Source organism: Cryobacterium sp. CG_9.6 (genome assembly GCF_029893365.1).
In the GTDB taxonomy this organism is placed as follows: Bacteria; Actinomycetota; Actinomycetes; order Actinomycetales; family Microbacteriaceae; genus Cryobacterium.
In genome coordinates this window covers 2,418,599-2,442,298 of the sequence record NZ_JARXUZ010000001.1, presented here as the reverse complement: position 1 = coordinate 2,442,298, position 23,700 = coordinate 2,418,599, and the positions used below count along the sequence as shown (strand labels likewise).

The window sequence follows — 23,700 nt, the reverse complement described above, 5'->3', positions numbered from 1 at the left end:
TTCTACCCCGCTGCCACGCTAATGCCCGAACTTCCCGAAGTTGAGGTCGTGCGGGCCGGAGTCGAACCCGCCGTTACGGGCGCGGTCGTGGCCGGAGTCGAGGTCTTTGACGAGCGCTCTCTGCGCCGCCATGACGCGCGGGCCGGATCCTTCAGCGAACAGCTCACCGGTCGACGTATTCTCGGCGCCGTGCGCCGCGGCAAGTTTCTCTGGCTCCCGCTCGACAGCGGACGAGCCCTGGTGGTTCACCTGGGAATGAGCGGACAGGTGCTGCTGCGAACCCCCGGGTCGCAGGTTGACCGCCATCTGCGCATCCGTCTCGCGCTGGAAGCCGTGGAACCCACCGTATTGCCGCCCGAGATGTCGTCTGCGCGTCGGAACGCCGGAGAATCGGGCGAGCTGTGGTTCGATTTCGTTGACCAGCGCGTGTTCGGCAGCCTCGGCATTGACACCATGGCGCCAACCGTCGACGGAGCTCCGGGCGGTTTCGCTGGCCGCGGTTTCGGACCCTGGTCCGGGCTGATTCCCTCCCAGGTGGCGCACATTGGCCGGGATCCCATCGATCCTGCTTTTTCCGAGTCGGAGTTCTTTGCTCGCCTGTCGCGCAAGAAGACGGGTCTCAAGCGGGCGTTGCTCGACCAGACGCTGATCAGCGGAATCGGGAACATTTATGCCGATGAAGCGCTCTTTGCCGCCCGGCTGCACTACGAGACACCAACCGCGTCGTTATCCCCGGCGCAGGGCGCGGAACTCCTGGCCGCACTGCGGTCCATTCTGCAGCGTGCACTGGGCGAGGGCGGAACGAGTTTTGACGCGCAGTATGTCAATGTGAACGGGCAATCGGGATACTTTTCGCACAGTCTTGAGGTCTACGGCCGACAGGGAACTCCGTGCTCGCGCTGCGGCACCACGATCGTGCGGGAATCGTTCATGAACCGTGGTTCGCACCTGTGTCCGGTGTGCCAGGTTCTCGCCTGATCCGCAGCCCTTACTCTTCGAGAGGCGCTGGACAGTCGTTGCTACTGCGTGAGCACAACGTGTCCTGAGGTGCCCGTCGAGCCTCCCCGCCAGTGTCTGTGGTGTCGAGTACCGTTTCTAGAGCGCAGGCAGCTCGTTTAAGGCACAGCGAACAGAAGGGTGGGATCGGTGTATCTGAAAAGTCTCACCCTGAAGGGCTTCAAGTCCTTTGCTCAGTCCACCACCTTCGCCTTCGAGCCGGGTGTCACCTGTGTTGTCGGGCCCAACGGATCCGGTAAGTCCAACGTCGTTGATGCTCTCGCCTGGGTTATGGGGGAGCAGGGGGTAAAAACACTGCGCGGCGGAAAAATGGAGGACGTCATCTTCGCGGGCACGTCCACCCGGGGTCCCCTGGGTCGCGCCGCCGTCATTCTCACCATCGACAACTCCGACGGCGCCCTGCCGATCGACTATTCCGAAGTCACCATCTCGCGCACGCTCTTTCGCAACGGGGCGAGCGAATACGCGATCAATGGCCGCAACTGTCGTCTGCTCGATGTGCAGGAACTGCTGAGCGACTCCGGCTTGGGTCGCGAAATGCACGTCATTGTGGGACAGGGCCAGCTCGACGCCGTGCTTCGGGCAAGCCCCGAGGAACGCCGTGGCTTCATTGAAGAGGCCGCCGGAATTCTGAAGCACCGTCGGCGCAAGGAAAAGACGCTGCGGAAGCTCGACGGAATGCAGACCAACCTCACTCGGCTGAGCGACCTCGCCGGTGAAATTCGACGACAGCTCAAGCCGCTCGGACGCCAAGCCGAAATCGCCCGCCAGGCGCAAACCATCGCCGCGATCGTGCGTGATGCGCGGGCACGGCTTCTCGCTGACGAGGTTGTCACCCTGCGCAGCGCCCTCGATCAGCACGGGCGCGCGGAAAGCGAGCGCCACTCCGAGCGCATCGTGTTGCAGGAGCAGCTGGCCCAGACCGGGCAGCGGGTGCAGCGCCTCGAAGCCGAGCAGGTGAGTGACGCCGTGGATCTTGCACGACGCACGAGCTTCGCCCTCGAGTCTGCCCAGGAACGACTTCGCGGCCTGTTCACCCTCGCCAACCAGCGTCTGGCGCTCCTCGGTTCGCAGGCGCCGACCAGCAGCGCGGGTGCGAACGTGACGACGCGCGACCTGGAAGCCGCCACCGCCGACACCGTGCGCCTGCGCGCCCGAATTGAGACAGCGGATGCCGCGTGGCGTGGCGCCAAAGCGTCCAGCGCCGCCGCCCGCGCCCGGCTGGACGCTGTTGACGAAGAGATTGCGGCTGCGGCACTGCTGGTCTCCAGTCACGACCTTGGTCTGTCCCGCCTTGCGGGACGGAGCGAGACGGCTGCTTCCCGACTCGCCGCGGTGCGCGGGGAGGTACGTCGGCAGAGCAACGCGGTCGACGCCGCGCGCGAGCGTCTCACGCAGGCGGAGTCTCTGCTCAGCCAACGTGAGAATGACCGTGAACGTGAGGGCGCATCGGAGAGGGCACCGGGTGCACGGACCGGTGCGGATTCTGGAAGCGCCGAGGCCAGCGCCCAGACCAGCCCCGAGACTCTTGAACTGGCGCAGGCCGCTGTGCAGACCACTCGCGTGGAGGTCGAACGGCTGCGTGACGAGTTACACGTGCTCGAGCGAGAACGTGATGCCCACGAGGCTCGTCGAGACGCCTTGTCGCTGGCCCTTGATCAGACAGACGGCTCCTCGGCTCTGCTCGAGGCGGGCATTGTCGGCATCCGTGGTGCTCTGGCCGAGCACGTGCGCGTGCAACCCGGTTATGAAGCAGCGATTGCCGCGGCGCTCGGCTCGCTCACGGACGCGGTCCTCGCCGATACCCGGGAGGTGGCGCATCAGGCTATCGAGCTCGCGTCCGCCAGCGAGCTGGGGCGGGTAGAACTGGTGGTGTCCGGTGCCGACAGTGACCCTGCTCGTAGCGTGCCCGCAGATGACATGGCCGATACCGGCGGCTGGCCAGGGTTGGTGCCCGCGGCATCCGTTGTTGATGCCCCCGTCGGTGTGCTTCGCCTGCTGGCCAGAACCGTGATTGCTGACACCCTGGAGGCGGCACGCGCGGCCACTCGAGAATTCGGTGATCGGGATCTCACGGTGATCACCCGTGCGGGAGAGGCGCTGTCGCCCTGGGTTGTGCGCGGCGGAAGTGGCGCGGGCCACAGCACCCTCGAGCTGGTGTCGGAACGTGACGCCGCCGCCCACAAACTTGATGACGTGACAGCGCTCATTCCGAGCAGGCGCTTCGACCTCGGAGAGCAGCGGTCCCTCCTCGCGCACCTGCAAGACCAGGTTGCCCGCCAACGCACCGCTCTGCGTGCGCAGGAGGCAGCGGAGTCACGGCATGCCGAGGCTGTAAACCGGGCCGCGGTGCAGGTTGAAGCATCTCGGGCGGATCTTGACCGCCTGCAGGGTGCTCTCGACCTCGCGTCGGGCACCGTCACCCACGTGGAATCGGCCGCGGCTGAGGCGGCGTCGGAGCTCACTGCCGCGCAGGCACAGCCGCGCCCCGTGCTGGATGTTTCCGCACGTGATGCTCTCTACCGCGAACTCGAATCCGTGCGAGAAACCGAGGTGGAAGCCCGCCTGACCGTTGACACCGCCCGCGAACGCGTGCGCTCCAGCGAGGCGCGCGCCACCTCGCTCGCTCGCCAGTTTGCCGCTGACCAGCAAGCCGCCGAGGCCGCAGCGAGGCGCGCCGTCATTCGTCGAAGGCAAGTGGATGCCGCATCCGCGGTGGCCGCAGAGCTGCCAGCCGTTCTGGGAGCCATCGACCGGTCGGTGAACGAGGCCCGGCAGCGCCTGACCGTAGCGGAGAGCCAGCGCACCAGCCAGAGCGCGGAACTGGCCGGCCTGCGGAAGAATGAGAACGATCTGCGCGCGCGTTTGCAGGCCGTCACCGAGAACGTGCACGGCCTCGAACTTCAGATTTACGAGAAGAAGCTTCAGCTCACCAGCCTGCTCGAACGGGCCGGCAGCGAGCTGGGGCTTGTGGAATCCGTGCTCGTGGCGGAATACGGCCCCGCAGAGCTGATTCCGGTTGATGTCGGCGGCACTGATGGTGGCGACACTGCCGGTGGCGACGCCGAACCCGTGCCGTTTGACCGGGCCGAGCAGCAGCGCAGGTTCGCGGCCGCCGAAAAGAAGCTGGGCCAGCTTGGCCGGGTCAATCCGCTCGCTCTGGAGGAATTCGCCGCGCTCGAGCAGCGTCACCGTTTTCTCACCGAGCAGCTCACTGACCTCACCAACACCCGCACCGACCTGCTCACGATCATCGCGGAGATCGACGGAAAGATGCAGCGCATCTTTGCCGATGCCTTCGAAGACACCCGTACGGCCTTTGCCGAGGTGTTTCCGGTGCTCTTTCCCGGCGGAAGTGGCAGCATCTGGTTGACCGACCCGGACGCACTGCTCACGACCGGCATCGAAGTATCGGTGAAGCCCGCTGGCAAGAAGATTGAGCGACTGTCGCTCCTGTCCGGTGGTGAGCGTTCGCTTGCCGCGGTGGCGCTGTTGATCGCTATTTTCAAGGCTCGGCCCAGCCCGTTCTACATCATGGACGAGGTGGAGGCAGCGCTCGACGACGCCAACCTCGGTCGACTGCTGACCATCTTTGAGGACCTCCGCGAGAGCAGCCAGCTCATCGTGATCACGCACCAGAAACGAACCATGGAGATCGCCGATGCCCTCTACGGCGTCTCGATGCGTCAGGACGGCGTGTCAGCCGTTGTGGGTCAGCGGGTGTCGCGCGAGCGGGAACCCGTGACCGTCACGGGTGCGGGGTAGACCACGTTACGCCAGACGTCCAGTTAGGCGTCAGGCACAACCAAAGCGTCGAAGTATCGGCTAGCTACCACGTTGACGAGCTGCTCAGGCGCCGGACCGGTGGCCAGCAGAAGCGGCTGGGTCACGGCATCCGCTCCCGCCGCCTCGACGAGGGACTGAAAGTAGCCCGGCGCCAGCAAATAGCTGCTCACCATGATTCTGCTGCCCGGGTGCGCCTCACGAGCAGCGGCGACGGCTTCCGGCAGCCGCGGATGCGCGGCTGACAGAAAACCCACCGACACCTCCCGACCGAGCAACTGGGCCAGCTGCGATCCCACAACGTGGCAGTCGGCCACGGCGCGGTCATCGCTTGAGCCGGCCACGGCGAGCACAATGGTGTCGTCGTCGGTGAGGCCGGCCGCGAGCAGTCGGAGTTTCAAGAGATCGGTGAGGCGATCATCGGGGCCAAGCGCGCCGGTCAGGATCGTGTGCCGGTCTGTCTCGGCCTGCACGGCCTCGGTAAGGTCCACATACACGTGATACCCGGCCGACAGCAACAGAGGCACGACAACAACGGGTCGACCCGGCTCCACGGCACCGAGAACGGCCGGGGCGTCGGGCTGCTGCACGTCCACGTAGCCTAGACGAACGTCGAGAGCCGGGTGAGCGTCGGCGACGGCCCGCATCAGCTCGACCGTGGCGGCCCGACCCTCGTCCGACGACGTGCCGTGCGCAAAACCGGCCAGAACGGGCGCATTCGAAGTGGTCACCCACCCATTCTGGTGGTTGACCGGCCCGTTTTACGCGTCATCGGCATTCGCGGTGTCACCGCGCTCTAGGCTAGAGACATGGCAGAACGCACCCCTTGGTCACTTTCCGGCGCTCTGCGTGGCATGTTCACGAAGAAGACGATCGATGCCGAGACCTGGGACGACCTTGAAGACGCCCTGATCCAGGCCGATTTCGGCCCGACCGTCACAGAGGTGGTGGTGGCCGAGCTGCGCGCGAAGGTGGCCAAATACAACACCACCGACCCGAAAGACCTGCAGCGGATGCTCCGCGAAGGCATCGAGGAACGTCTCTCCCTGCTGGACTCCACGCTCACACTCAGCGAACGACCCGCCGTCATTTTGGTTGTCGGTGTGAATGGTGTGGGTAAAACCACGACCATCGGCAAGTTAGCCAAGTTTCTGAACACCTATGGCCGCACCGTCGTTGTCGGAGCGGCCGACACCTTCCGTGCCGGCGCCGTAGACCAGCTGGCCACCTGGGCCGACCGGGCGGGAGCACAAATCGTGCGGCCGCAATCGGTGGGCCAGGATCCGGCATCCGTCGCCTTTCAGACCGTGGAGAAGGCGAAGAACGAGGGGATCGAGATCGTCATCATCGATACCGCCGGTCGACTGCACACCAAGGGTGGTCTCATGGATGAGCTCACCAAGATTCGTCGTGTGGTGGAGAAGCAGGCGCCGATTGCCGAGGTTTTGCTGGTGCTCGACGCGACCACCGGCCAGAATGGGCTGGCGCAGGCCGAGGCGTTCATTCAACATGCCGGTGTGACCGGACTCGTGCTTACTAAACTCGACGGCTCGGCCCGGGGCGGCTTCGTGCTGGCCGTTCAGGAACGCACCGGGATTCCGATCAAACTCGTCGGGCAGGGGGAGGGCATCAACGACCTCACCGGTTTCACGCCTCACGTTTTCGCGCAGAAGCTCATCGGTTAGCACGATGCGCATGCCCCAGACCCCGACGACACTCTAGAAAGCAGACGACATGACCATTGAGCATGATTTTTTCGGAATCTTGGGTAGCGACGACGCCGGTGAGGTGTACTGGTCGGAGACTGCCGAGCTGGGCGACCAGGACATTGAGGTCGACCTCAGTTCACCGAACGAGGACGATGTTCAGGCCGAGGCGCTCGATCTTGCCGCTGCCATGATCAACAACATCGAGGACCTGGATTCCGCTGCGCGCGAGTCCCTGGTGGCTGAGCTTACGACCAAGGCCACGCCCACCTCCACCTATATCGACCAACATGTTGAGGAGATGGACCCGGAGGCACTCGCGGACGCCATCATCTGGGATTCCGGTGATCAGCAGATTGACTTCCTGCGCTCGCTTCGCCTGCAGCGGGTGGGATTCCACCCGCATCACACCGGGTCGGAAGAGCACTTCGCTCTGCTGGAGTACTCGATCAGTCCCGATGACACTGACTCGCTTCTCATCGTGGCCATCGACGTCAACGGCGATACGGTGCAGATCTCGATCGAGAACTAGCCCCGCGCGCCCCCTCCCCCCGCTGGACCCTCCTCGCTGGTCGAGGAGCCGGCATGTTCTTCGCCGGCGTCTCGAGACCCCCTCTCGCTGGTCGAGGAGCCGGCACGTTTTTCGCCGGCGTCTCGAGACCTCGTGGGCCGGCCCCGAAAGTCAACTCACGGGGTCTCGACTGCTCGCAAGCTCGCGCTCGACCAGCGAGGCCCACTTCGCTGGTCGAGGAGCTGGCATGCTTTTCGCCGGCGTCTCGAGACCTGGTGAGGCTCACAGGGTCTCGACTGCTCGCAAGCTCGCGCTCGACCAGCGGGATGGTCGCGCTCGACCAGAGAGGGGGAGGGGCTTACTGAAGCGTTCCCTTGGACGGCACGCCGAGGGGAACGTTGGCCATAATCGCCACCGCGGGTGGGCCGGAGAGCGCATCTCCCATGAGTCGGTTGAGCTCTGCCATGGCCGCGCCGGTGGAGTGCGCGGCGAGATCGTCGGCGCTCGCCCAGCGTTCCACCATCACCAGAGTGCTCTGGTCGGTGTGTAGCGCGTACAGCTCGCAGCCGACCTCCTCGTGCACCAGAGGTGACGCGCCAGCAAAGGCGTCCAGGGCATCCTGCACGCGGCCGGGCTTCGGAGTAAGGGTGGCAATAACGACAATCGACATGAAATTTCCTGACTTTAGTCTGAACCGACAGCATGCCACGCTGACTCGCGAGTCTGCTCAACCCCGTAAACTGAATCAATCATGGCTACTTTTGGAACCCTCTCAGATCGCTTGGCCAAAACGTTCAAGAATCTCCGCACCAAGGGCAAGCTCAGTGCAGCGGATGTTGACGGCACAGTTCGCGAAATTCGTCGTGCCCTCCTCGAGGCCGACGTCGCCCTCGAGGTCGTTAAGGACTTCACCAGCAAGGTACGCGAGCGAGCCCTCGGCGACGAGGTCAGCAAGGCACTGAACCCCGCCCAGCAGGTTGTGCAGATCGTCAACGACGAGCTGGTCACAATCCTCGGCGGCCAGCAGCGTCGCCTGGAATTCGCGAAGAAGCCCCCGACCATCATCATGCTGGCCGGTCTGCAGGGTGCCGGTAAAACCACTCTGGCCGGAAAACTGGCCAAGTGGCTTGCCAAAGACGGTCACACTCCCGTGCTCGTGGCCGCCGACCTCCAGCGCCCCAACGCGGTCACGCAGCTCGAAGTCGTCGCCAAGCAGGCCGGCGTTGCCGTCTACGCGCCGCAGCCCGGAAACGGCGTGGGAGACCCGGTCAAGGTCGCCCGCGACGGCGTGAAGTTCGCGCAGCAGAAGCAGCACGACGTGGTAATTATTGACACCGCCGGACGCCTGGGTGTCGACGCCGACATGATGAAGCAGGCCGCCGACCTCCGCCGGGCGACCGACCCCGACGAGGTGCTCTTCGTCATTGATGCCATGATCGGCCAGGACGCCGTAGCAACAGCGAAGGCCTTCCAGGAGGGCGTGGACTTCACCGGTGTCGTGCTCACCAAGCTCGACGGAGACGCCCGTGGTGGTGCCGCACTGTCGGTCGCCTCCCTCACGAGCCGACCCATCATGTTCGCCTCCACCGGTGAGGGCCTCGACGACTTCGAGCCGTTCCACCCCGACCGCATGGCTGGACGCATCCTTGATCTGGGTGACATCCTCACGCTTATCGAGCAGGCGCAGGGTGCCTTCGACGAGGACGAGGCTCGCAAGGTAGCCGAAAAGTTCGCCACGGACACCTTCACCCTCGACGACTTCCTCGGCCAGATGCAGCAGCTGCGCAACATGGGCTCGATCAAGAAGATGATGAGCATGCTTCCCGGCGCCGGTGCCATGAAGCAGCAGCTCGAAAACTTCGATGAGCGCGAGATCGTGCGCACCGAGGCCATCATCCAGTCCATGACCAAGGTGGAACGCACCACCCCCAAACTCCTGAACGGTTCTCGTCGCCTGCGCATCGCCAAGGGCTCCGGCACGACCGTCACCGAGGTGAACCAGCTGGTCACGCGCTTCGAGCAGGCGGCCAAGATGATGAAGACCGTGGCCAAGGGTGGAATGCCGAACATTCCCGGAATGGCTCCGATTCCCGGTGCCGGTTACGGCGGCAAGCCCAAGGCTCAGCAGAAGAAGAAGGGCTCGAAGTCGGGCAACCCGGCCAAGCGGGCGGCAGAGAACGCTGCCCTGGCCGCCGGCGAAAAGCCCGCCCTCGAGGCATCGACCGCGGGCGGATCCGGATTCGGACTCGGCGGCGGCGCCCAGGCCGGCAAGGGCAAAGCGGGCGGTCCCACCGAAGAAGAAATGGCCGCCCTGCAAAAGATGTTGGGGCGCTAAGCTCGGGCACAGCCAGCTCTGGAACACAACGGAGGTCAGCACATGCCCACACACCGTTCGTCTGCCATCGCCCCTGCACCGCACTCCCGTCGCGGGGTGATCGGCGTGGTCTTGCTCGGACTGAGCCTGCTCGCTGTCCTTGCCGCCTGCGCATCGCCGGCTCCGCCCGGTGATACCGGGTCGCCGAGCGAGTCCGCGACGACCATCGTGGGTACCTGGTTGGTCGGTCCTGATGAGGTCATGGACACCACCCCGTTTCTCACGATCGCCAGTGACGGCTCCTGGACGGCATCAGACGGATGCAACGTGGTGCGCGGCACCTGGGAGCAAGCGTCCGACGGTACCCTCACCACCACCTCCGGGCCCAGCACTCTGATTGCTTGCGAGGGCAAGCCGCTGCCCTCGCTCTTTGCGAATGCCACATCGGCCACCGTGGATGCCGGTACTCTCGTTCTGCAGGACGAGACGGGTGAGGTGGTGATTCTCGTGGCCGGACAGGAACCGCGGAAGCAGATCACCACTCCGTCCACAGCACCCACAAACTGAAGGCGGACCATGACAGTGCCAATCGACCGTAACGTGCGTCTTGGAGTGCAGATTGCTCCGCAGCATGCCGCCTATTCAAAGATTCGCGAGACGGTCGAAACGGTTGAAGGCCTGGGTGTGGACGTGGCCTTCAACTGGGACCACTTCTTCCCACTGACCGGGGAGCCGGACGGACTGCACTTCGAATCCTGGACCATCCTCTCGGCCTGGGCGGAGCAGACCTCGCGCATCGAGATCGGCGCTCTGGTGAACTGCAACAGCTATCGGAATGCCGATCTGCAGGCTGACATGGCTCGCACCATCGACCACATCAGCGACGGCCGATTCATTTTTGGCACCGGAGCCGGTTGGTTCGAGCGTGACTACGACGAGTACGGCTACGAATTTGGCACGCCGGGCACCCGACTGAACGCGCTCGACGACAGCCTCATCCGGATCGAGGCGCGGTGGGCCAAGATCAACCCGCCGCCCACCCGCAAGATCCCCGTGCTGATCGGTGGTGGCGGGGAAAAGAAAACTCTGCGTATTGTGGCCCAGCACGCCGACATCTGGCATTCCTTTGCCGACCCCACCGTTCTCGAGCACAAACTCGGTGTTCTCGGCGAGTGGTGCGAGAAGGTTGGTCGCGACATGTCGCAGATCGAGATCTCCACCGAGCTGCGGGGCCGCACGGTGGCGGAGGCCGAGGAGCTGTACGACCTCGGGACCCGCCTGTTCACGCTGGGTGTATCGGGCCCGGACTACGACCTCGCTCCGGCCGTGGACTGGCTCGCGTGGCGCGACGCCAAGAACGCCGGCTAGCTCCGTAGCCTCTCGGCCTCCCCACCGTCACGCTGCGCGCTACGCTCCGAGGCCGCTCTCCAGCTCTGTGCTGAGAGCGGCCACAACGGCCGGGAGGCTGCCATCGGCAGCGTCGGCCACGCGCAGCTGGCGCTGGTAGCTCCCGCCCGCGTCGATAATGTGGTGCAGATTCAGAAGCTCCGGCAGACATCCCAGCCGCTCGGCCACGGGGGAGAGCACGCCGATGAGGCGACGCACATCGTCGGTTACGAGGCGCTCGGCCCCCGCCTGGTCCAGAATGATCTCCGCCTCCAGGCCGTACCGAGCAGCGCGCCACTTGTTCTCGCGCACAAACCACGGCTGCATCGTGGGCACGTTCTCACCGGCATCGAGCCGAGTAGACATCCACTCCACCAGACACTGAATAAACGCAGCAATGGCGCCGAGCTCCTGCGTGGTGGACACGCCATCGCAGACGCGGATCTCAATCGTGCCCCAGCGCGGCGCCGGGCGAATGTCCCAGCGCACCTCGGTGACATCGTCGATGACGCCGGTCGTGGTCATATCGTCGACGTAGTTCTCCCAGGCCTCCCAGTCCGCCAACCCCCAGGGCAGACCGGCCGTGGGGAGCTGCTGAAACATGAGTGCGCGGTTGGAGGCATATCCGGTGTCCACACCCGCCCAGTAGGGGCTCGAGGCCGACAATGCTTGCAGGTGAGGAATGTACGTGAGCAGGCCATTCATGATCGGAATGACCTTGGCCTTGTCCTCGATACCCACGTGCACGTGAATGCCCCAAATCATCATGTTGCGCCCCCACCACTGGGTACGGTCAATCAGACGGTCGTAGCGGGGCTTGTCGGTGATCTGCTGGTTAAACCATTGTCCAAACGGATGCGAGCCGCTACAGATGAGATCAACGCCGCGCGGTGCGACAACCGCACGTACTTCGGCAACCTGGCCGGCAACATCCGCTACCGCCCCGGCCACCGTGTTGTGCACCCCGGACACGACCTCGACGGTGTTCAGGAGCAACTCGCCCGTAATGGTGGGGTGTGCGGAACCGTCGGGGGAGCGGAGGTCGTTGAGCACCTCGTTAGCGATCGACACGAGATCACCGGTGGCGCGGTCGACGAGTGCGATCTCCCACTCGATACCCACCGTGGAGCGGGCCGATCGGGCGAATTCCAATGTCACACATGCTCCCTTAAGCGGTTAGAGAAAAACTGTTCTTCGACGATTATCACAAATGGGTCAATGTCTGGCAGAATGATCAGTCGAGATCACTATGCCCCGCCCTCTATCCCGGTGTAGGAAGATCCCTTAGAAGCTTATGCCGAGTGTGCCCCCACGCTCACGGCCTCAGGTTCGCCAAACATCGAAATAACACTGGAGAATTGTGGCTGTCAAAATCCGTCTGAAGCGCATGGGCAAGATCCGTGCACCGTACTACCGCATCGTCGTTGCCGACTCGCGCACCAAGCGCGACGGTCGTGTCATCGAAGAGATCGGCATCTATCACCCCACGCAGGAGCCCTCGGTCATCGAGGTCAAGTCTGAGCGTGCACAGTACTGGCTGAGCGTCGGCGCACAGCCGACCGAGCAGGTTGCTGCACTGCTGCGCCTCACCGGCGACTGGGGCATCTTCAAGGGCGACAAGAACGCCAAGAACACCGTCAAGATCAAGGAGCCCAAGGCTGCTTTCATCGCTGACGAGAAGAAGAAGCCTGTCCTTCGTCCCAAGGCCGAGAAGCCTGTTGTCAAGGCCGAAGAGTCCACCGAGGCTGCCGCAGAGGCAACCGACGAGACCAAGGCGTAAATCTTGCTCGCTCCCGCACTTGAGCACCTCGTCAAGGGAATCGTAGATCACCCGGACGATGTGCACGTTGCTGAGAAGAATTCCCCCCGTGGTGAGGTTCTTGAGGTTCGTGTGAACCCCGAAGACCTCGGCCGGGTCATTGGCCGTGCCGGTCGCACGGCTAAGGCCCTGCGCACCCTCGTGGCTGCACTGGCCGATGGCCGACGTGTTCGCGTTGACGTCGTCGACACCGATTTCTAGGGTCTCCCATGAGTTCGGTCGACGACAGCACACAAACACGTAACCAGCTTCGGGTGGGACGACTCACAAAAGCCCACGGGCTTAAAGGAGCGGTCAAGCTTGAACTGTTCACGGACGACCCGGGACGACGTTTTGTCCCGGGTGCCGTGTTCACCCTCCAGGTACCCACCGGTACCCCGTGGCACGGGAAAAGCCTCGAACTCGTCGAACTGCGCTGGTACAACCAGCAGGCCGTCGCCTTCTTCAAGGACGTTCCCGACCGCACCACCGCGGAGACCCTCGCCAAGGCGATTCTCTGGATTGAATCCGACGCGGCCGAACAGCCTGACGAGGAAGATGCCTGGTATGATCACCAGCTCATCGGTCTTGCGGTCATGCGCGACGACGTAAAGATCGGTACGATCTCCCGTCTCGAGCACATGCCCGCTCAGGATCTGCTCATCGTGAAGACTCCCGCCGGCGACGTGATGATCCCGTTCGTGAAGGCGATCGTTCCTGCCGTCGACGTGAAGGCCGGAACCGTCACCATCACCCCGCCGCTGGGACTGCTCGAAGAGCTCCCCGACGACGAACCGTCCGACGGCGATGCGGCTCCTGAAGCGGATGCCGAGGCATCCGCCCCTGACGCTGTCTCCGACACACCTGACGCCACTAAGGCGTAGTTCTTGTTCTGATCGCCCATCCCGGTTTGGGATGGGCGATTTGTGCGTTCGGGCGGCGACGCTACACGTTCAGGCGGTAGCCGCGCTTCACTACGGTGGCGACGAGGCCCGGCGTGGCGAGGGTCTGGCGCAGACGACTGAGCGATACCTCCATGGCGTGATCGTCAACGAGGCCCGGAAGCGCGAGTGTCAACTCCTCGCGGGACACAACGGCGCCACGCGCACGCACGAGTGCGCGCATGATGGCCAGTGCCGTCGGTGGCAGGGGAATACGCGTGTCGCCAATCTCAATCACGCACCCGCGCAGAGCCACGGGGCCCTGCAGCGTGGCCACGCGTACGATCTGGTTCTGCTCCAGGTGCTCACACACCAGGCGGATGAGAGCGCCCATGCGAAATCGGGTTGGCTGAATCGGAACGATTCCCGCTGCTTCGAGTGGCGCAGCGGTGACGGGACCCACGGCAGCGGCCACGACCTCAGTCTGCAGAGCCGCAACGAGGGCCAGGTAGACGCCCATGCCCTCGGCGGCACCGAAGAGAGCGTGAACGGCCGGTGCGCTCGTAAAAGTGACGCAATCGAGCTGACCCGCACAGATCGCTTCCACCAGCTTGTAGACGCGTTCATCGGTGTCGTCGACCGCGATCCAGCGGTACGGAGCAACGACAAGTACTTGCTTGTGCACGGCACGGAGCCGATCGAGCTGCTCCTCGTCGGTGAAACCGTGCACCTGAATCCCAATGGTGAGCCCGGTGGGGTACTCGCTCAACACCTTCGTGACGAGGGAGGCCGTGGTTTCCGAGTCGCTCATCCCTGAGTCGTTCAGCCCAGCCGCCCGAATTCCTCCGCGTGCCTTAGGCCCGCGAACGAGAATTTTTGTCTCCGCAAGAGAATCAGTGAGGGCGTCGCCCAAACCATCCGCTTCGGCCACCTCAAACCAGCGACGCACACCGTAGGCGGTCGTTGCGAGGAGTACGTCTGGCCTGGCCGCGATCATGGCACGGGTGTCAGCCAGGAGCGGGCCATCCTCCTGTGAGTGCGCCATACGCAGGGTCGGTGCGTGCACCACACGCGCCCCCCGTCGCTCAAAGGCGTCGATCAGATCACTTGACCGCCGGTCGCTGGTGACACCAATTCGAAAGCCCTCGAGCTGGTTCGGTTGAAAGACCGGGCTGAGAAGCTCGGCAGGCTCGGCGGGGCCCGCCTTGAACGCGTGGCTCGGCCGGTCGACGACGGCCTCAGGGTTCGCCGGCCCAATGCGTGCGGGTTCGGACGGGGTTGGGGCGGGGATACGGGAGGTCATGGTCCTTGCAGATCAGCGGGAGTGGGGATCGTTGTTCCTCAGGATACGTGGCACACACATCACGACCTAGCGTGAAACTCGCCTGCCCGCACGATCAGCTCTTCGGCACTCTCGTCTCCGGTGTAGGCGAGTCGCACCACGTCACCGAGCACAAGTACGGCCGGGGACGACACGCTGGCCCGGGCAGCGACGCCCAGGACGGTTGCCAGGGTGGCGATAGTGGTTCGTTGCGTGTCGCTGAAGCCACGCTCAATGATGGCGACTGGAAGGTCTCCCGTCATTCCGTGACGCAGTAATCCCTGCGTCAGCGTGGGAAGTGTACCGACACCCATGAGCACCACGATGGTGCTGCCGAGCAGCACGAGACCTTCGAGTTCACGCTCGGTGAGGGGAGCGTGCCCGGAGATCACCGTGAACGCGTGGCTCAGCCCCCTGTGCGTGAGGGGAATTCCGGCGGCAGCGGGAACAGAGATTGCGCTCGTGACGCCCGAGATCACGGTAACGGGGATGCCGCGCGCGTGGCAGGCGAGCACTTCTTCGCTGCCGCGACCGAAGACGAAGGGATCGCCACCCTTCAGCCGCACCACTGTTGACCCGCGCAGCGCGTGGGCCACGATGAGATCATTGATGTCGTTCTGGGAGAGAGCGTGATTGCCCGGACGCTTGCCCACATCAACGAGCTGAGCATGGGGCGCGAGTACGGCCAGGTGTGCCGCCGGCCCGAGCCGGTCGTAGAGCACAACCTCGGCCTCGAGCAACGCGGCTGTGCCGGCGACGGTGAGTAGGCCGAGTGTTCCCGGACCGCCGCCCACGAGCGTGACCTGGCCGGGCGTTACGGGGGACGGAATGGTCATCGCTACTCTCCTCGAACCGGGATACGGCTGCCGCTGAGAATAACCGTAGGTGAATTGGTTCTCTCTGCGGGGGTTGCCGGACGTATTTGGTCACGTTCGCTGACCAGGGCCAGGCTCGGGTCCGGCGTGGTCGGTGCGTTCACGAAGGAACGGAAACGCCGAAGCCGCTCCGGGTCGGCGAGGGTCGCCGCCCACTCGTCCTCATAGTTGTCAACATGAGCGGCCATGGCCTCCTCGAGTTCGGCGGCGAGGCCGAGCGAATCATTGATGACCACATCGCGCACGTGCTCGAGTCCGCCCTCGAGGTCTTCCATCCACCGAGCGGTGCGCTGCATCCGATCGGCCGTGCGAATGTAATACATCATGTAGCGATCAATATAGGCAATGAGTGTTGCCTCATCCAGGTCGGTGGCCAGCAGCTGCCCGTGAGCGGGCTGAAACCCGCCATTCCCGCCCACGTACATGTTCCAGCCGTTGTCGGAGGCAATGATTCCCACGTCCTTCGCGCGGGCCTCAGCGCACTCCCGGGCGCACCCCGACACGCCAAACTTGAACTTGTGTGGTGCCCGAAGGCCTCGGTAACGCAGCTCGAGACGGATGGCAAGACCCACGGCATCCTGTACGCCAAAGCGACACCACGTGGAGCCGACGCACGACTTCACGTTCCGCAGAGCCTTGCCGTAGGCCTGACCAGATTCGAACCCGGCATCGACGAGGATTCGCCAGATGTCCGGCAGCTGCTCAAGGCGGGCACCGAAGAGGTCGATGCGCTGACCACCGGTGATCTTCGTGTACAGGTCGAAATCGAGCGCAACCTGGGCGATGACAGCCAGTTTTGTGGGGGTGATCTCGCCCCCCGGGATGCGCGGGACCACCGAGTAGGTGCCATCTTTTTGCATATTGGCCATGGCACGATCGTTCGTGTCCTGAAGAGTCCCGCGCCCGGCATCGAGGATGTACGCCGTGTTCTGACTGGCCAGAATGGAGCCCACGGCCGGCTTGCACACGTCACAGCCGCGGCCGGTACCGAACCGGGCAAAGATCTCCTCACTGGACGTGAGCCCCAACACCCGCACCGACTCGAACAGCTCCTGGCGGCTGAACTCGAAGTGCTCACAGAGCGCATGGGAGACGGTTTGGCCCGAGGCAATCAGCTCACCCTCGAGCAGCTTCTTCACGAGGGGAACGCACGAGCCGCACTGCGTGCCGGCGCGCGTGCAGGTCTTCAGCGCACCGAGCTCCGTGCACGCCTCGGTGTGGCCACCCTCGGCAATGTCCCCGCGCACAGCACTTCGGACTGTCTGTGCGATCACCATGTTGCAGGAGCACACAAGGGCATCGTCGGGAAGCTCATCACCCGCCGGAGCTTCGGCGCCGGCCGCAGACAGGTAGGCGGCGGGTTCGCTGCTGAGCTGACGGCCCACCATGGGGCGGAGCAGAGAATACGGGCTGGCGTCCCCGACGAATATGCCGCCCAGGAGGGTCTTGGCATCGTCGGTCACCACGAGCTTCTGGTATAGGCCGCGAGCAGGGTCGGCGTAGACGATTTCGAGGGCACCTGCGGTGGTGCCGAGGGCGTCACCGAAACTGGCCACATCGACGCCGGACAGTTTGAGTTTGGTGGCGTCGTCAACGCTGGTGAACAGCGCCTCGCCGCCAAGCAGACGGTCGGCCACCACCTCGGCCATGGCATTGGCCGGGGCGACGAGTCCCACGCAGCGATCGCTCCAGCTGGCGACCTCACCGATGGCCCAGATCGTCGGGTCGCTCGTGCGGCAGTCGTCACCGATCGTGACGCCACCGCGGGTGCCGATCGCGAGGCCAGCCTCCCGGGCCAGTTCGTCGCGGGGCGAGATGCCGATCGCGTAGATGACCATGTCGGCCAGAATGGTGGTGCCGTTTCCGAGCTGAAGGCCGGTGACCTGCGAGTCGGTGTCGTCGGTGAGGATTGTACGGGCACGAGTCCCGAGGTGCAGTGTGATGCCCTGAGCCACGATCAGGCGCCCCAGAGCCTGCCCGCCGCCCTCGTCGAGCTGGGCCGACATGAGCCATCCACCCGAGTGTACGATGGCCGATTCTGCCCCCAGCTTGTGCAGCCCGCCAGCCGCCTCAAGCCCGAGCAGACCGCCACCGGCCACGACGACGCGGGGCGGGCGGCCGAGAGACGCGGTGAGGGAAGCGAGCTCAGTAACGAGAGCATCCACATCGTCGAGGGTGCGATACACCCGAATGTGGTGTGCACCCGGCATCGCGGGAACGGGGGCACTCGATCCCGTCGCTAGCACCAGGTCGTCATATTCCAGCACGTGACCGGCGGCCGTGGTCACGGTCTGAGCGACTCGGTCGATGGACTGAGCGCGCTCGCCGATGCGGAGCATGATTCGCTCGGAATCCCACACGGATGTTGGTAGGAGGGTGAGGTCGATGGCTCCGGCCAGACGCTGGCTGAGAGCCACACGGTCATAGGGACGGTGCTGCTCTTCGGCCAGGACCGTCACGGAGAGCGTGTGCTCGGTGTCACGAGAGTGCAGGGCGTCCGTGAGACGGTGGGCGGCCGGCCCGCCGCCAATCACGATCACGCGTCGGGGCGCGGAGGGGGTGGCAGGGAGAGAAGAGGGAGTCATCAGCGTCCTTTCAGTGCTAAGACCGATCGTACGGACAGGCAGTTTCTTCGTCGTGTCGCTCATGTATCCCTGAGACAACAAAACCCCCACACCGGTGTTGGGTCAGTGTGAGGTGGGTTTCACGCCCGCGAAACACGCCGCGGCGCTCGCGGAAATGTATGCCGCCTAGCGTGAGGCAACAGCACAGCATCTGCTTGACAGACCACCGACAGTCGGGAGCACGACATGACCGTGACACTCAGCCCCACCGCCCGCTCCGCCACCACCACCTGGGAACGTGCGTGCGCGGTATCCGACCTCGAGCCTTCGTGGGGAGAGGCCGCTCTCATTCGCATGAAGCAGATCGCCCTGTTTCTGCTCTCTCCGAGCGAGGTCTACGCCGTCTGCCACCGCGACCCGCATGCGGATGCCTATGTCATGGCGCGAGGAATCGTCGGTTCCAAAGGAGATCGCCCCACCATCGCCTCGCCACTCCACAAGCAGGTCTACGACCTGGGAACAGGGGAGTGCTTCACCGATCCGACGCTGTATCTGCGCACCTTTGAGACCCGCATCGTCGGTGGATTCATCGAGGTCGCGGTGTAGGGGGCGCGGGGATTGCTTAGAATTTGACCTATGCGCATTGATATCGTCACCATTTTTCCCGAGTTCTTCGATGTGCTCGATCTTTCTCTCCTCGGTAAGGCGCGCCAGTCTGGCTTGATCGAACTCGGGGTGCATAATCTGCGTGACCACACACATGACCGGCACCGCACCGTGGACGACACTCCCTACGGTGGGGGTGCGGGCATGGTGATGAAGCCCGAGCCGTGGGGAGACGCTCTCGATGCAATTCTGGGCGATGAGGTCGGCGACGCGGTTGGTGAAGCGGTCGGCGACGATCTGGGCGATGCCGGGAGCGGTCCCACCATCATCTTCCCGTCACCCGCCGGGGAGCAGTTCACTCAGGCAACCGCGCGAGAGTTGGCCGAGGAATCCCACCTCATCTTTGGGTGCGGGCGTTACGAAGGCATTGATCAGCGCGTTGTCGATCACTACGCCACTCGCGGGCGCGTGCGCCTCATCAGCCTCGGAGACTATGTGCTCAACGGGGGCGAGGTGGCCGTGATGGCCATGATTGAAGCCGTGGGTCGCCTGATTCCCGGCGTTGTCGGCAACCCGCAGAGTCTCGTGGAAGAGTCGCACGAGGACGGGCTGCTGGAGTATCCGAGTTACACGAAGCCCGCCGAGTGGCGGGGGTTAGCGGTGCCACCGGTGCTGCTCAGCGGAAATCACGGGGCGATTGCCACCTGGCGGCGTGAGCAGCAGCTTGAACGCACGCGGCTCGTGCGCCCGGACCTGATTGCCGCTGCGCGTGAGTCCCCGGCTCCCTAGCTGTACTGAGCCGAGAGGTTGGTGACAGTTCGGGGTTGAAAAAAGGAGAACCTCCGGTTTCAGTGGTGATGTCAAAGTCGCCACGAAAACGGAGGTTCTCATGCCCCACATTAATACCCGTTTGACCCTTCATGGGAGGGCCTTACTGATTGACAGAGTGATCAATGACGGGCGCCCTGTCTCACACGTCGCTAAAGAGCTCGGCATCTCGCGTCAATGCGCTCACCGCTGGATTAACCGGCACCACGCTGAGGGCACCGCGGGGCTCCTGAACCGCTCGTCCCGGCCACACCATTGCCCGACGAAGACCAGTGCTCCGCAAGAAGCGAAAGTTGTTGTTGCCCGTCTCCTGGGGCGGAATGGGCCCCTGCGCATCGCGGCGGTGACGGGAGTGCCAGCACGGACCGTGTCGCGAATACTGACTCGCTACGACCTCCCACCCCTGTCGTGGCTGGACCCCGTCACCGGCGCGGTCATCCGATCTTCACGCGCCACCGCAGAACGCTACGAACGCGACCGGCCAGGCGAACTGGTACACATCGACGTGAAGAAACTCGGCTGCATCCCGAACGGTGGCGGGTGGCGCGCTGACCCCACCCAAAGTCCCCGCAATCATCGAAAGGGGTCTCGGCGCGTGGGATTTGACTACGTCCACGCGGTCATCGACGATCACTCCCGCCTCGCCTACGCCGAAATCCAGCCCGACGAGAAGGGCATCACCGCTGCTGGTGTCCTCGAACGTGCCGCAGCCTTCTTCGCGGCAAACGGCATCCCCCAGATTGAACGCGTCATCTCTGACAATGCCTTCGCTTACCGAAACTCGACCGCATTCAAAGAAGCCGTCGCGAAGATCGGGGCCGTGCAACGCTTCATCAAACCGCACTGCCCCTGGACGAACGGGAAAGTCGAACGACTGAACCGCACCCTCGCCACCGAATGGGCCTACGCCCGCAAATACACCAGCAACCACGAACGCGCCCAAGCCCTTGCGCCCTGGCTCAACTTCTACAACACTGAACGCATCCACACTGGAATCGGACAGACACCGCTCAGCCGAGTGTCACCAACCTCATGACTCAGTACACCTAGCGCTCAGCACTCACGCCGGCCGCCTGGGGTAAGAAGGTCTCGTTAGCCCACAGCGAACGTCTAGGTATCGCGCAGTGTGCGCGGATAGTCTGATGTCGTGTTTATACGCCGCACCTTCTTCCGCTGGCAGTTTCCCGCCGTCATCGTGCTTCCGCTGTGGCTCCTGATCGGCTCGTCCATTTTTGGAACGGGCGGTTGGGCTGTGCTGGGAATCTTCTTCGGTGCCGTGCTGCTCGGCGTGGGAATGCTCCTGGTAAGCCTGCTGATTTTTGCCCGACGCGAGGTTCGTGAGGCGCGAGCGCTGTCGTGGGCGGATGTGGGCGTACTGGCATTCTGGCATCTGCTGATCATTGTGCTCGGCTTCTCGGCCGATGTCTCCGGTTGGCTGTCCGTGGCCGTGGTGGTCGCGGGAATCGGGGCCTTCTGGTACGCCGTCTGGGCGCTCTTCACCGCCGCCCGTAAGCGCGTCCAGAGCATGGTTGACCTCATCGAGCAAACTGCTGCCGGGACCATTCCCGGTACCGTTCCCCGCGCCGCTCCCCGCAACCCGCTCGACCCCCAGCCCACACGGCCACGAGGTAATCCAGCATCCCCTCCGTTCACTCGCACGAACGACCCTGAGGTCATTGTCATCAGGGAAAAGCCACACGACTCCGTCTGATCCAAGGGCGCCTAACCGTGGGCAGCCGGCAGGAGACACGCTCGGGTTTTTTGCGGCTCGGCCTGGAATGTGACAGAATAGGCGATTGTGCCGCGGCAAGCCTCTGCCACAGGGGAGCTGTCATGAATCGGCACACACTACCTATACCGGTTGCCGAACATCGCCTACGCGTTTCGGCACAAACCGTGTTCGACCTGTGGCGGATACAGAGAGCGATAAATTATGCATATTCTCGACTTCGTGGATGCACCTTCCCTCCGGAAGGACATCCCCGCGTTCCGTGCCGGCGACACCGTCAAGGTTCACGTAAACATCATTGAAGGTACCCGCTCTCGTATCCAGGTCTTCCAGGGCATTGTCATCGGCCGTTCCGGCGAAGGCATCCGCGAGACCTTCTGCGTGCGTAAGGTCAGCTTCCAGATCGGCGTCGAGCGTACCTTCCCGGTGCACTCCCCGGTCATCGACCACATCGAGGTCGTCACGCGCGGAGATGTTCGTCGCGCGAAGCTGTACTTCCTGCGCGACCTGCGCGGCAAGAAGGCCAAGATCAAGGAAAAGCGCTAGTCATCACCGATTAGTCCCGGTTCACCGGATTCTTACCTGAGCTCCCGACCACGTACACTGGTCGGGAGCTCAGGCGGTTTAATGACAGAAGAAGCGGTACCCATGCGGAGGATTCGCGTGGGATCAAGGCCCAGTGCACATCCCGGTCAGAAGAAAACAAAAAAGCAGAGTGTTCTGCTGTTTATTCGAGACCTCATCATCATTTTTATCGTTGCACTCCTCATTTCGTTCCTCATCAAAACCTTTCTGGTTCGATCGTTTTACATTCCGTCCGGGTCCATGAAAAACACGCTGCAGGAGTACGACCGCATCATCGTGAATCAGCTTGAACCGCGCTTCATGCCCATTGAACACGGCGATGTCATTGTCTTTCGCGATCCCGGCGGATGGCTCCCGCCTCAGCAGGCGGTAGAGCAGAACCCTCTTGTTGCCAGCATTGACTGGGTCATGTCGATCGTGGGACTGTCCGCTTCTGACAGCAATGACCACCTGATCAAGCGCGTCATCGGCCTGCCCGGAGACCACGTTGTCTGCTGCAATGCCCTGGGCCAGATGAGCGTCAACGATGTGCCCCTCGCCGAGCCCTACGTTCTGCTTCCTGAGGGGGAGACCGCGGTATCCAAAGACTCCTTTGACGTGGTCATCCCGGCAGATTCGCTCTGGATGATGGGGGACAACCGCTACAACTCCAAGGACTCCCGCTACAACGGTGAGACACCCGGACAAGGGTTCGTCCCCGTCGACAACGTGGTGGGTCGCGCCATCGTGATCAGCTGGCCGCTCGCCCGCTGGTCCTGGCTCGACGACTACCCCGAGGTGTTCCGCGGCGTGGAAGACGCGGCCCGGTAGGTGGCGGTTTCCGATCCCGATCTCACGGTGGAACGGGCGCTCTTGGCCGATGGAGCCCGATTCGTCATTGGCTGTGACGAAGTGGGCCGGGGCGCTTTGGCCGGCCCGGTAGGTGTCGGCTTCGTGGCCATCGACGCGAGTGGCACCCCCATTCCGGCCGGCCTGCGGGACTCCAAAATGCTCAGTGAGCCCAAACGTGAGCTGCTCGCGCCCCTCGCCGCAGCGTGGGCGACGCACCACGCGGTGGGCCTCGCATCAGCTCAAGAAATCGACGAGCTCGGCATCATTGCCTGTCTGGGCCTAGCCGGTAAACGTGCGCTGGCTCAACTGCACGCTGCCGGCGTGGACATCACCGGCAGCGTCGTGCTGCTCGATGGCAGCGATGACTGGCTCAACAAGGCGCTCAAGACCCCGCTGACGGTGGTGACCCGCATCAAGGCCGACCGAGACTGTGGGTCGGTGGCCGCGGCATCCGTGATTGCCAAGGTGCACCGGGACCGACTGATGATCGAAGCGGATGCCATTTCTCCCGGATACGGCTGGTCGGGCAACAAGGGCTATGGCAGCGCGGAGCACATGCGCGCCATCGGGCTGCTCGGCGCCACGGAGCTGCACCGCAAATCGTGGTTGAAGATCTCGGCGTAGGATTGGCTCACCATGGAAGAAGACGAATTTGAGGACTACGACCGCGAGGTCGAGCTGGCCCTGTACCGTGAATATCGAGACGTGGTGGGCCAGTTCCAGTACGTTGTCGAGACCGAACGGCGTTTCTACCTGGCGAACGAGGTTGATCTGGTCCGTAAAGACACGGAGCACGATTTCTACTTCGAGCTGAACATGAAGGATGTGTGGGTGTGGGACGTCTACCGCTCCGATCGCTTTGTGAAATCCGTTCGAGTGCTCACCTTTAAAGACGTCAACGTGGAAGAACTCGCGTCGAAGGAGTTCGAGCTGCCGAAGGAACTGGCGCTCGACGAATAACACCG

At 63.7% G+C, this 23,700-nt stretch carries 24 protein-coding genes; 18 read left to right on the top strand and 6 right to left on the bottom strand.

Translation table 11 applies throughout. The features are described 5' to 3' along the window. The first annotated feature begins 21 nt into the window (after nt 1-21). Together mutM and smc are read left to right on the top strand one after the other, a co-directional pair. Nucleotides 22-978 (top strand): bifunctional DNA-formamidopyrimidine glycosylase/DNA-(apurinic or apyrimidinic site) lyase, encoded by a 957-nt coding sequence (gene mutM / locus H4V99_RS11275; RefSeq protein ID WP_280678322.1) that lies wholly within the window; start codon nt 22-24, stop codon nt 976-978. A 168-nt stretch (nt 979-1,146) separates the two neighbouring features. After that, entirely contained in the window at nt 1,147-4,782 is a 3,636-nt protein-coding gene (smc, locus tag H4V99_RS11270) for a chromosome segregation protein SMC (protein WP_280678320.1), read from the top strand. 23 nt (nt 4,783-4,805) lie between these two features. On the opposite strand, the gene H4V99_RS11265 is transcribed toward smc, so the two are convergent. Beyond that, nucleotides 4,806-5,531 carry a CbiX/SirB N-terminal domain-containing protein gene (locus tag H4V99_RS11265; protein WP_280678318.1) on the bottom strand — a complete coding sequence of 242 codons (726 nt, stop codon included), beginning with the start codon at nt 5,529-5,531 and terminating at the stop codon, nt 4,806-4,808. Between the two features lie 78 nt (nt 5,532-5,609). Here H4V99_RS11265 and ftsY point away from each other — a divergent pair, with 78 nt between their 5' ends. Then, nucleotides 5,610-6,485, top strand: a complete 876-nt coding sequence (gene ftsY / locus H4V99_RS11260) for a signal recognition particle-docking protein FtsY (protein ID WP_280678316.1) — start codon at nt 5,610-5,612, stop codon at nt 6,483-6,485. A gap of 49 nt (nt 6,486-6,534) precedes the next feature. Then, nucleotides 6,535-7,038, top strand: coding sequence for a DUF2004 domain-containing protein (locus tag H4V99_RS11255; protein ID WP_280678314.1), 504 nt, complete (start codon nt 6,535-6,537; stop codon nt 7,036-7,038). A gap of 337 nt (nt 7,039-7,375) precedes the next feature. On the opposite strand, the gene H4V99_RS11250 is transcribed toward H4V99_RS11255, so the two are convergent. Further along, complete coding sequence (locus H4V99_RS11250) at nt 7,376-7,687, bottom strand: putative quinol monooxygenase (RefSeq protein ID WP_280678312.1); 312 nt, start codon at nt 7,685-7,687, stop codon at nt 7,376-7,378. Between the two features lie 81 nt (nt 7,688-7,768). On the opposite strand from H4V99_RS11250, the gene ffh reads away from it, so the two are divergent. From ffh to H4V99_RS11235, 3 genes are read left to right on the top strand one after another with little or no spacing between them, the layout of a single operon-like run. Continuing rightward, on the top strand, nt 7,769-9,352 hold the full coding sequence (gene ffh / locus H4V99_RS11245; RefSeq protein ID WP_280678310.1) for a signal recognition particle protein: 1,584 nt from the start codon (nt 7,769-7,771) through the stop codon (nt 9,350-9,352). Nucleotides 9,353-9,394: 42 nt separating this feature from the next. Then, nucleotides 9,395-9,898 carry an META domain-containing protein gene (locus tag H4V99_RS11240; RefSeq protein ID WP_280678308.1) on the top strand — a complete coding sequence of 168 codons (504 nt, stop codon included), beginning with the start codon at nt 9,395-9,397 and terminating at the stop codon, nt 9,896-9,898. Nucleotides 9,899-9,907: 9 nt separating this feature from the next. After that, nucleotides 9,908-10,699 carry an LLM class F420-dependent oxidoreductase gene (locus H4V99_RS11235; protein WP_280678306.1) on the top strand — a complete coding sequence of 264 codons (792 nt, stop codon included), beginning with the start codon at nt 9,908-9,910 and terminating at the stop codon, nt 10,697-10,699. Nucleotides 10,700-10,738: 39 nt separating this feature from the next. On the opposite strand, the gene H4V99_RS11230 is transcribed toward H4V99_RS11235, so the two are convergent. After that, nucleotides 10,739-11,875, bottom strand: a complete 1,137-nt coding sequence (locus tag H4V99_RS11230; RefSeq protein ID WP_280678304.1) for a glutamate--cysteine ligase — start codon at nt 11,873-11,875, stop codon at nt 10,739-10,741. Nucleotides 11,876-12,077: 202 nt separating this feature from the next. On the opposite strand from H4V99_RS11230, the gene rpsP reads away from it, so the two are divergent. From rpsP to rimM, 3 genes are read left to right on the top strand one after another with little or no spacing between them, the layout of a single operon-like run. Continuing rightward, on the top strand, nt 12,078-12,497 hold the full coding sequence (gene rpsP / locus H4V99_RS11225) for a 30S ribosomal protein S16 (protein WP_280678302.1): 420 nt from the start codon (nt 12,078-12,080) through the stop codon (nt 12,495-12,497). A 3-nt stretch (nt 12,498-12,500) separates the two neighbouring features. Then, the gene (locus H4V99_RS11220) at nt 12,501-12,737 is read left to right on the top strand and encodes an RNA-binding protein (RefSeq protein WP_035879344.1); all 237 of its coding nucleotides are present in this window, start codon (nt 12,501-12,503) and stop codon (nt 12,735-12,737) included. A gap of 8 nt (nt 12,738-12,745) precedes the next feature. Further along, nucleotides 12,746-13,399, top strand: a complete 654-nt coding sequence (gene rimM / locus H4V99_RS11215) for a ribosome maturation factor RimM (protein ID WP_280678300.1) — start codon at nt 12,746-12,748, stop codon at nt 13,397-13,399. 61 nt (nt 13,400-13,460) lie between these two features. Here the strand turns inward: rimM and H4V99_RS11210 are convergent, their stop codons facing one another. From H4V99_RS11210 to nirB, 3 genes are read right to left on the bottom strand one after another with little or no spacing between them, the layout of a single operon-like run. Beyond that, the gene (locus H4V99_RS11210) at nt 13,461-14,699 is read right to left on the bottom strand and encodes a uroporphyrinogen-III synthase (RefSeq protein ID WP_280678298.1); all 1,239 of its coding nucleotides are present in this window, start codon (nt 14,697-14,699) and stop codon (nt 13,461-13,463) included. A gap of 59 nt (nt 14,700-14,758) precedes the next feature. Continuing rightward, nucleotides 14,759-15,553, bottom strand: a complete 795-nt coding sequence (cobA, locus tag H4V99_RS11205) for a uroporphyrinogen-III C-methyltransferase (RefSeq protein ID WP_280678296.1) — start codon at nt 15,551-15,553, stop codon at nt 14,759-14,761. A 2-nt stretch (nt 15,554-15,555) separates the two neighbouring features. Then, nucleotides 15,556-18,177 carry a nitrite reductase large subunit NirB gene (nirB, locus tag H4V99_RS11200; protein ID WP_280678294.1) on the bottom strand — a complete coding sequence of 874 codons (2,622 nt, stop codon included), beginning with the start codon at nt 18,175-18,177 and terminating at the stop codon, nt 15,556-15,558. Between the two features lie 225 nt (nt 18,178-18,402). On the opposite strand from nirB, the gene nirD reads away from it, so the two are divergent. From nirD to H4V99_RS11160, 8 genes are all read left to right on the top strand, one after another. Next, nucleotides 18,403-18,762 (top strand): nitrite reductase small subunit NirD, encoded by a 360-nt coding sequence (gene nirD, locus H4V99_RS11195; protein WP_280678292.1) that lies wholly within the window; start codon nt 18,403-18,405, stop codon nt 18,760-18,762. 30 nt (nt 18,763-18,792) lie between these two features. Then, on the top strand, nt 18,793-19,551 hold the full coding sequence (gene trmD, locus H4V99_RS11190) for a tRNA (guanosine(37)-N1)-methyltransferase TrmD (protein WP_280678290.1): 759 nt from the start codon (nt 18,793-18,795) through the stop codon (nt 19,549-19,551). 100 nt (nt 19,552-19,651) lie between these two features. Continuing rightward, the gene (locus H4V99_RS11185) at nt 19,652-20,626 is read left to right on the top strand and encodes an IS481 family transposase (protein ID WP_280675630.1); all 975 of its coding nucleotides are present in this window, start codon (nt 19,652-19,654) and stop codon (nt 20,624-20,626) included. Nucleotides 20,627-20,737: 111 nt separating this feature from the next. After that, nucleotides 20,738-21,301: a hypothetical protein gene (locus tag H4V99_RS11180; RefSeq protein ID WP_280678288.1), complete on the top strand. Its 564-nt coding sequence runs from the start codon at nt 20,738-20,740 to the stop codon at nt 21,299-21,301. Nucleotides 21,302-21,523: 222 nt separating this feature from the next. Next, nucleotides 21,524-21,865, top strand: a complete 342-nt coding sequence (gene rplS / locus H4V99_RS11175; protein WP_280678286.1) for a 50S ribosomal protein L19 — start codon at nt 21,524-21,526, stop codon at nt 21,863-21,865. Nucleotides 21,866-21,946: 81 nt separating this feature from the next. Continuing rightward, nucleotides 21,947-22,714 carry a signal peptidase I gene (lepB, locus tag H4V99_RS11170; RefSeq protein ID WP_280678284.1) on the top strand — a complete coding sequence of 256 codons (768 nt, stop codon included), beginning with the start codon at nt 21,947-21,949 and terminating at the stop codon, nt 22,712-22,714. Next, the gene (locus H4V99_RS11165) at nt 22,715-23,359 is read left to right on the top strand and encodes a ribonuclease HII (protein WP_280678283.1); all 645 of its coding nucleotides are present in this window, start codon (nt 22,715-22,717) and stop codon (nt 23,357-23,359) included. A gap of 12 nt (nt 23,360-23,371) precedes the next feature. Continuing rightward, entirely contained in the window at nt 23,372-23,695 is a 324-nt protein-coding gene (locus tag H4V99_RS11160) for a DUF2469 family protein (protein WP_280678281.1), read from the top strand. Nucleotides 23,696-23,700 lie beyond the last annotated feature (5 nt).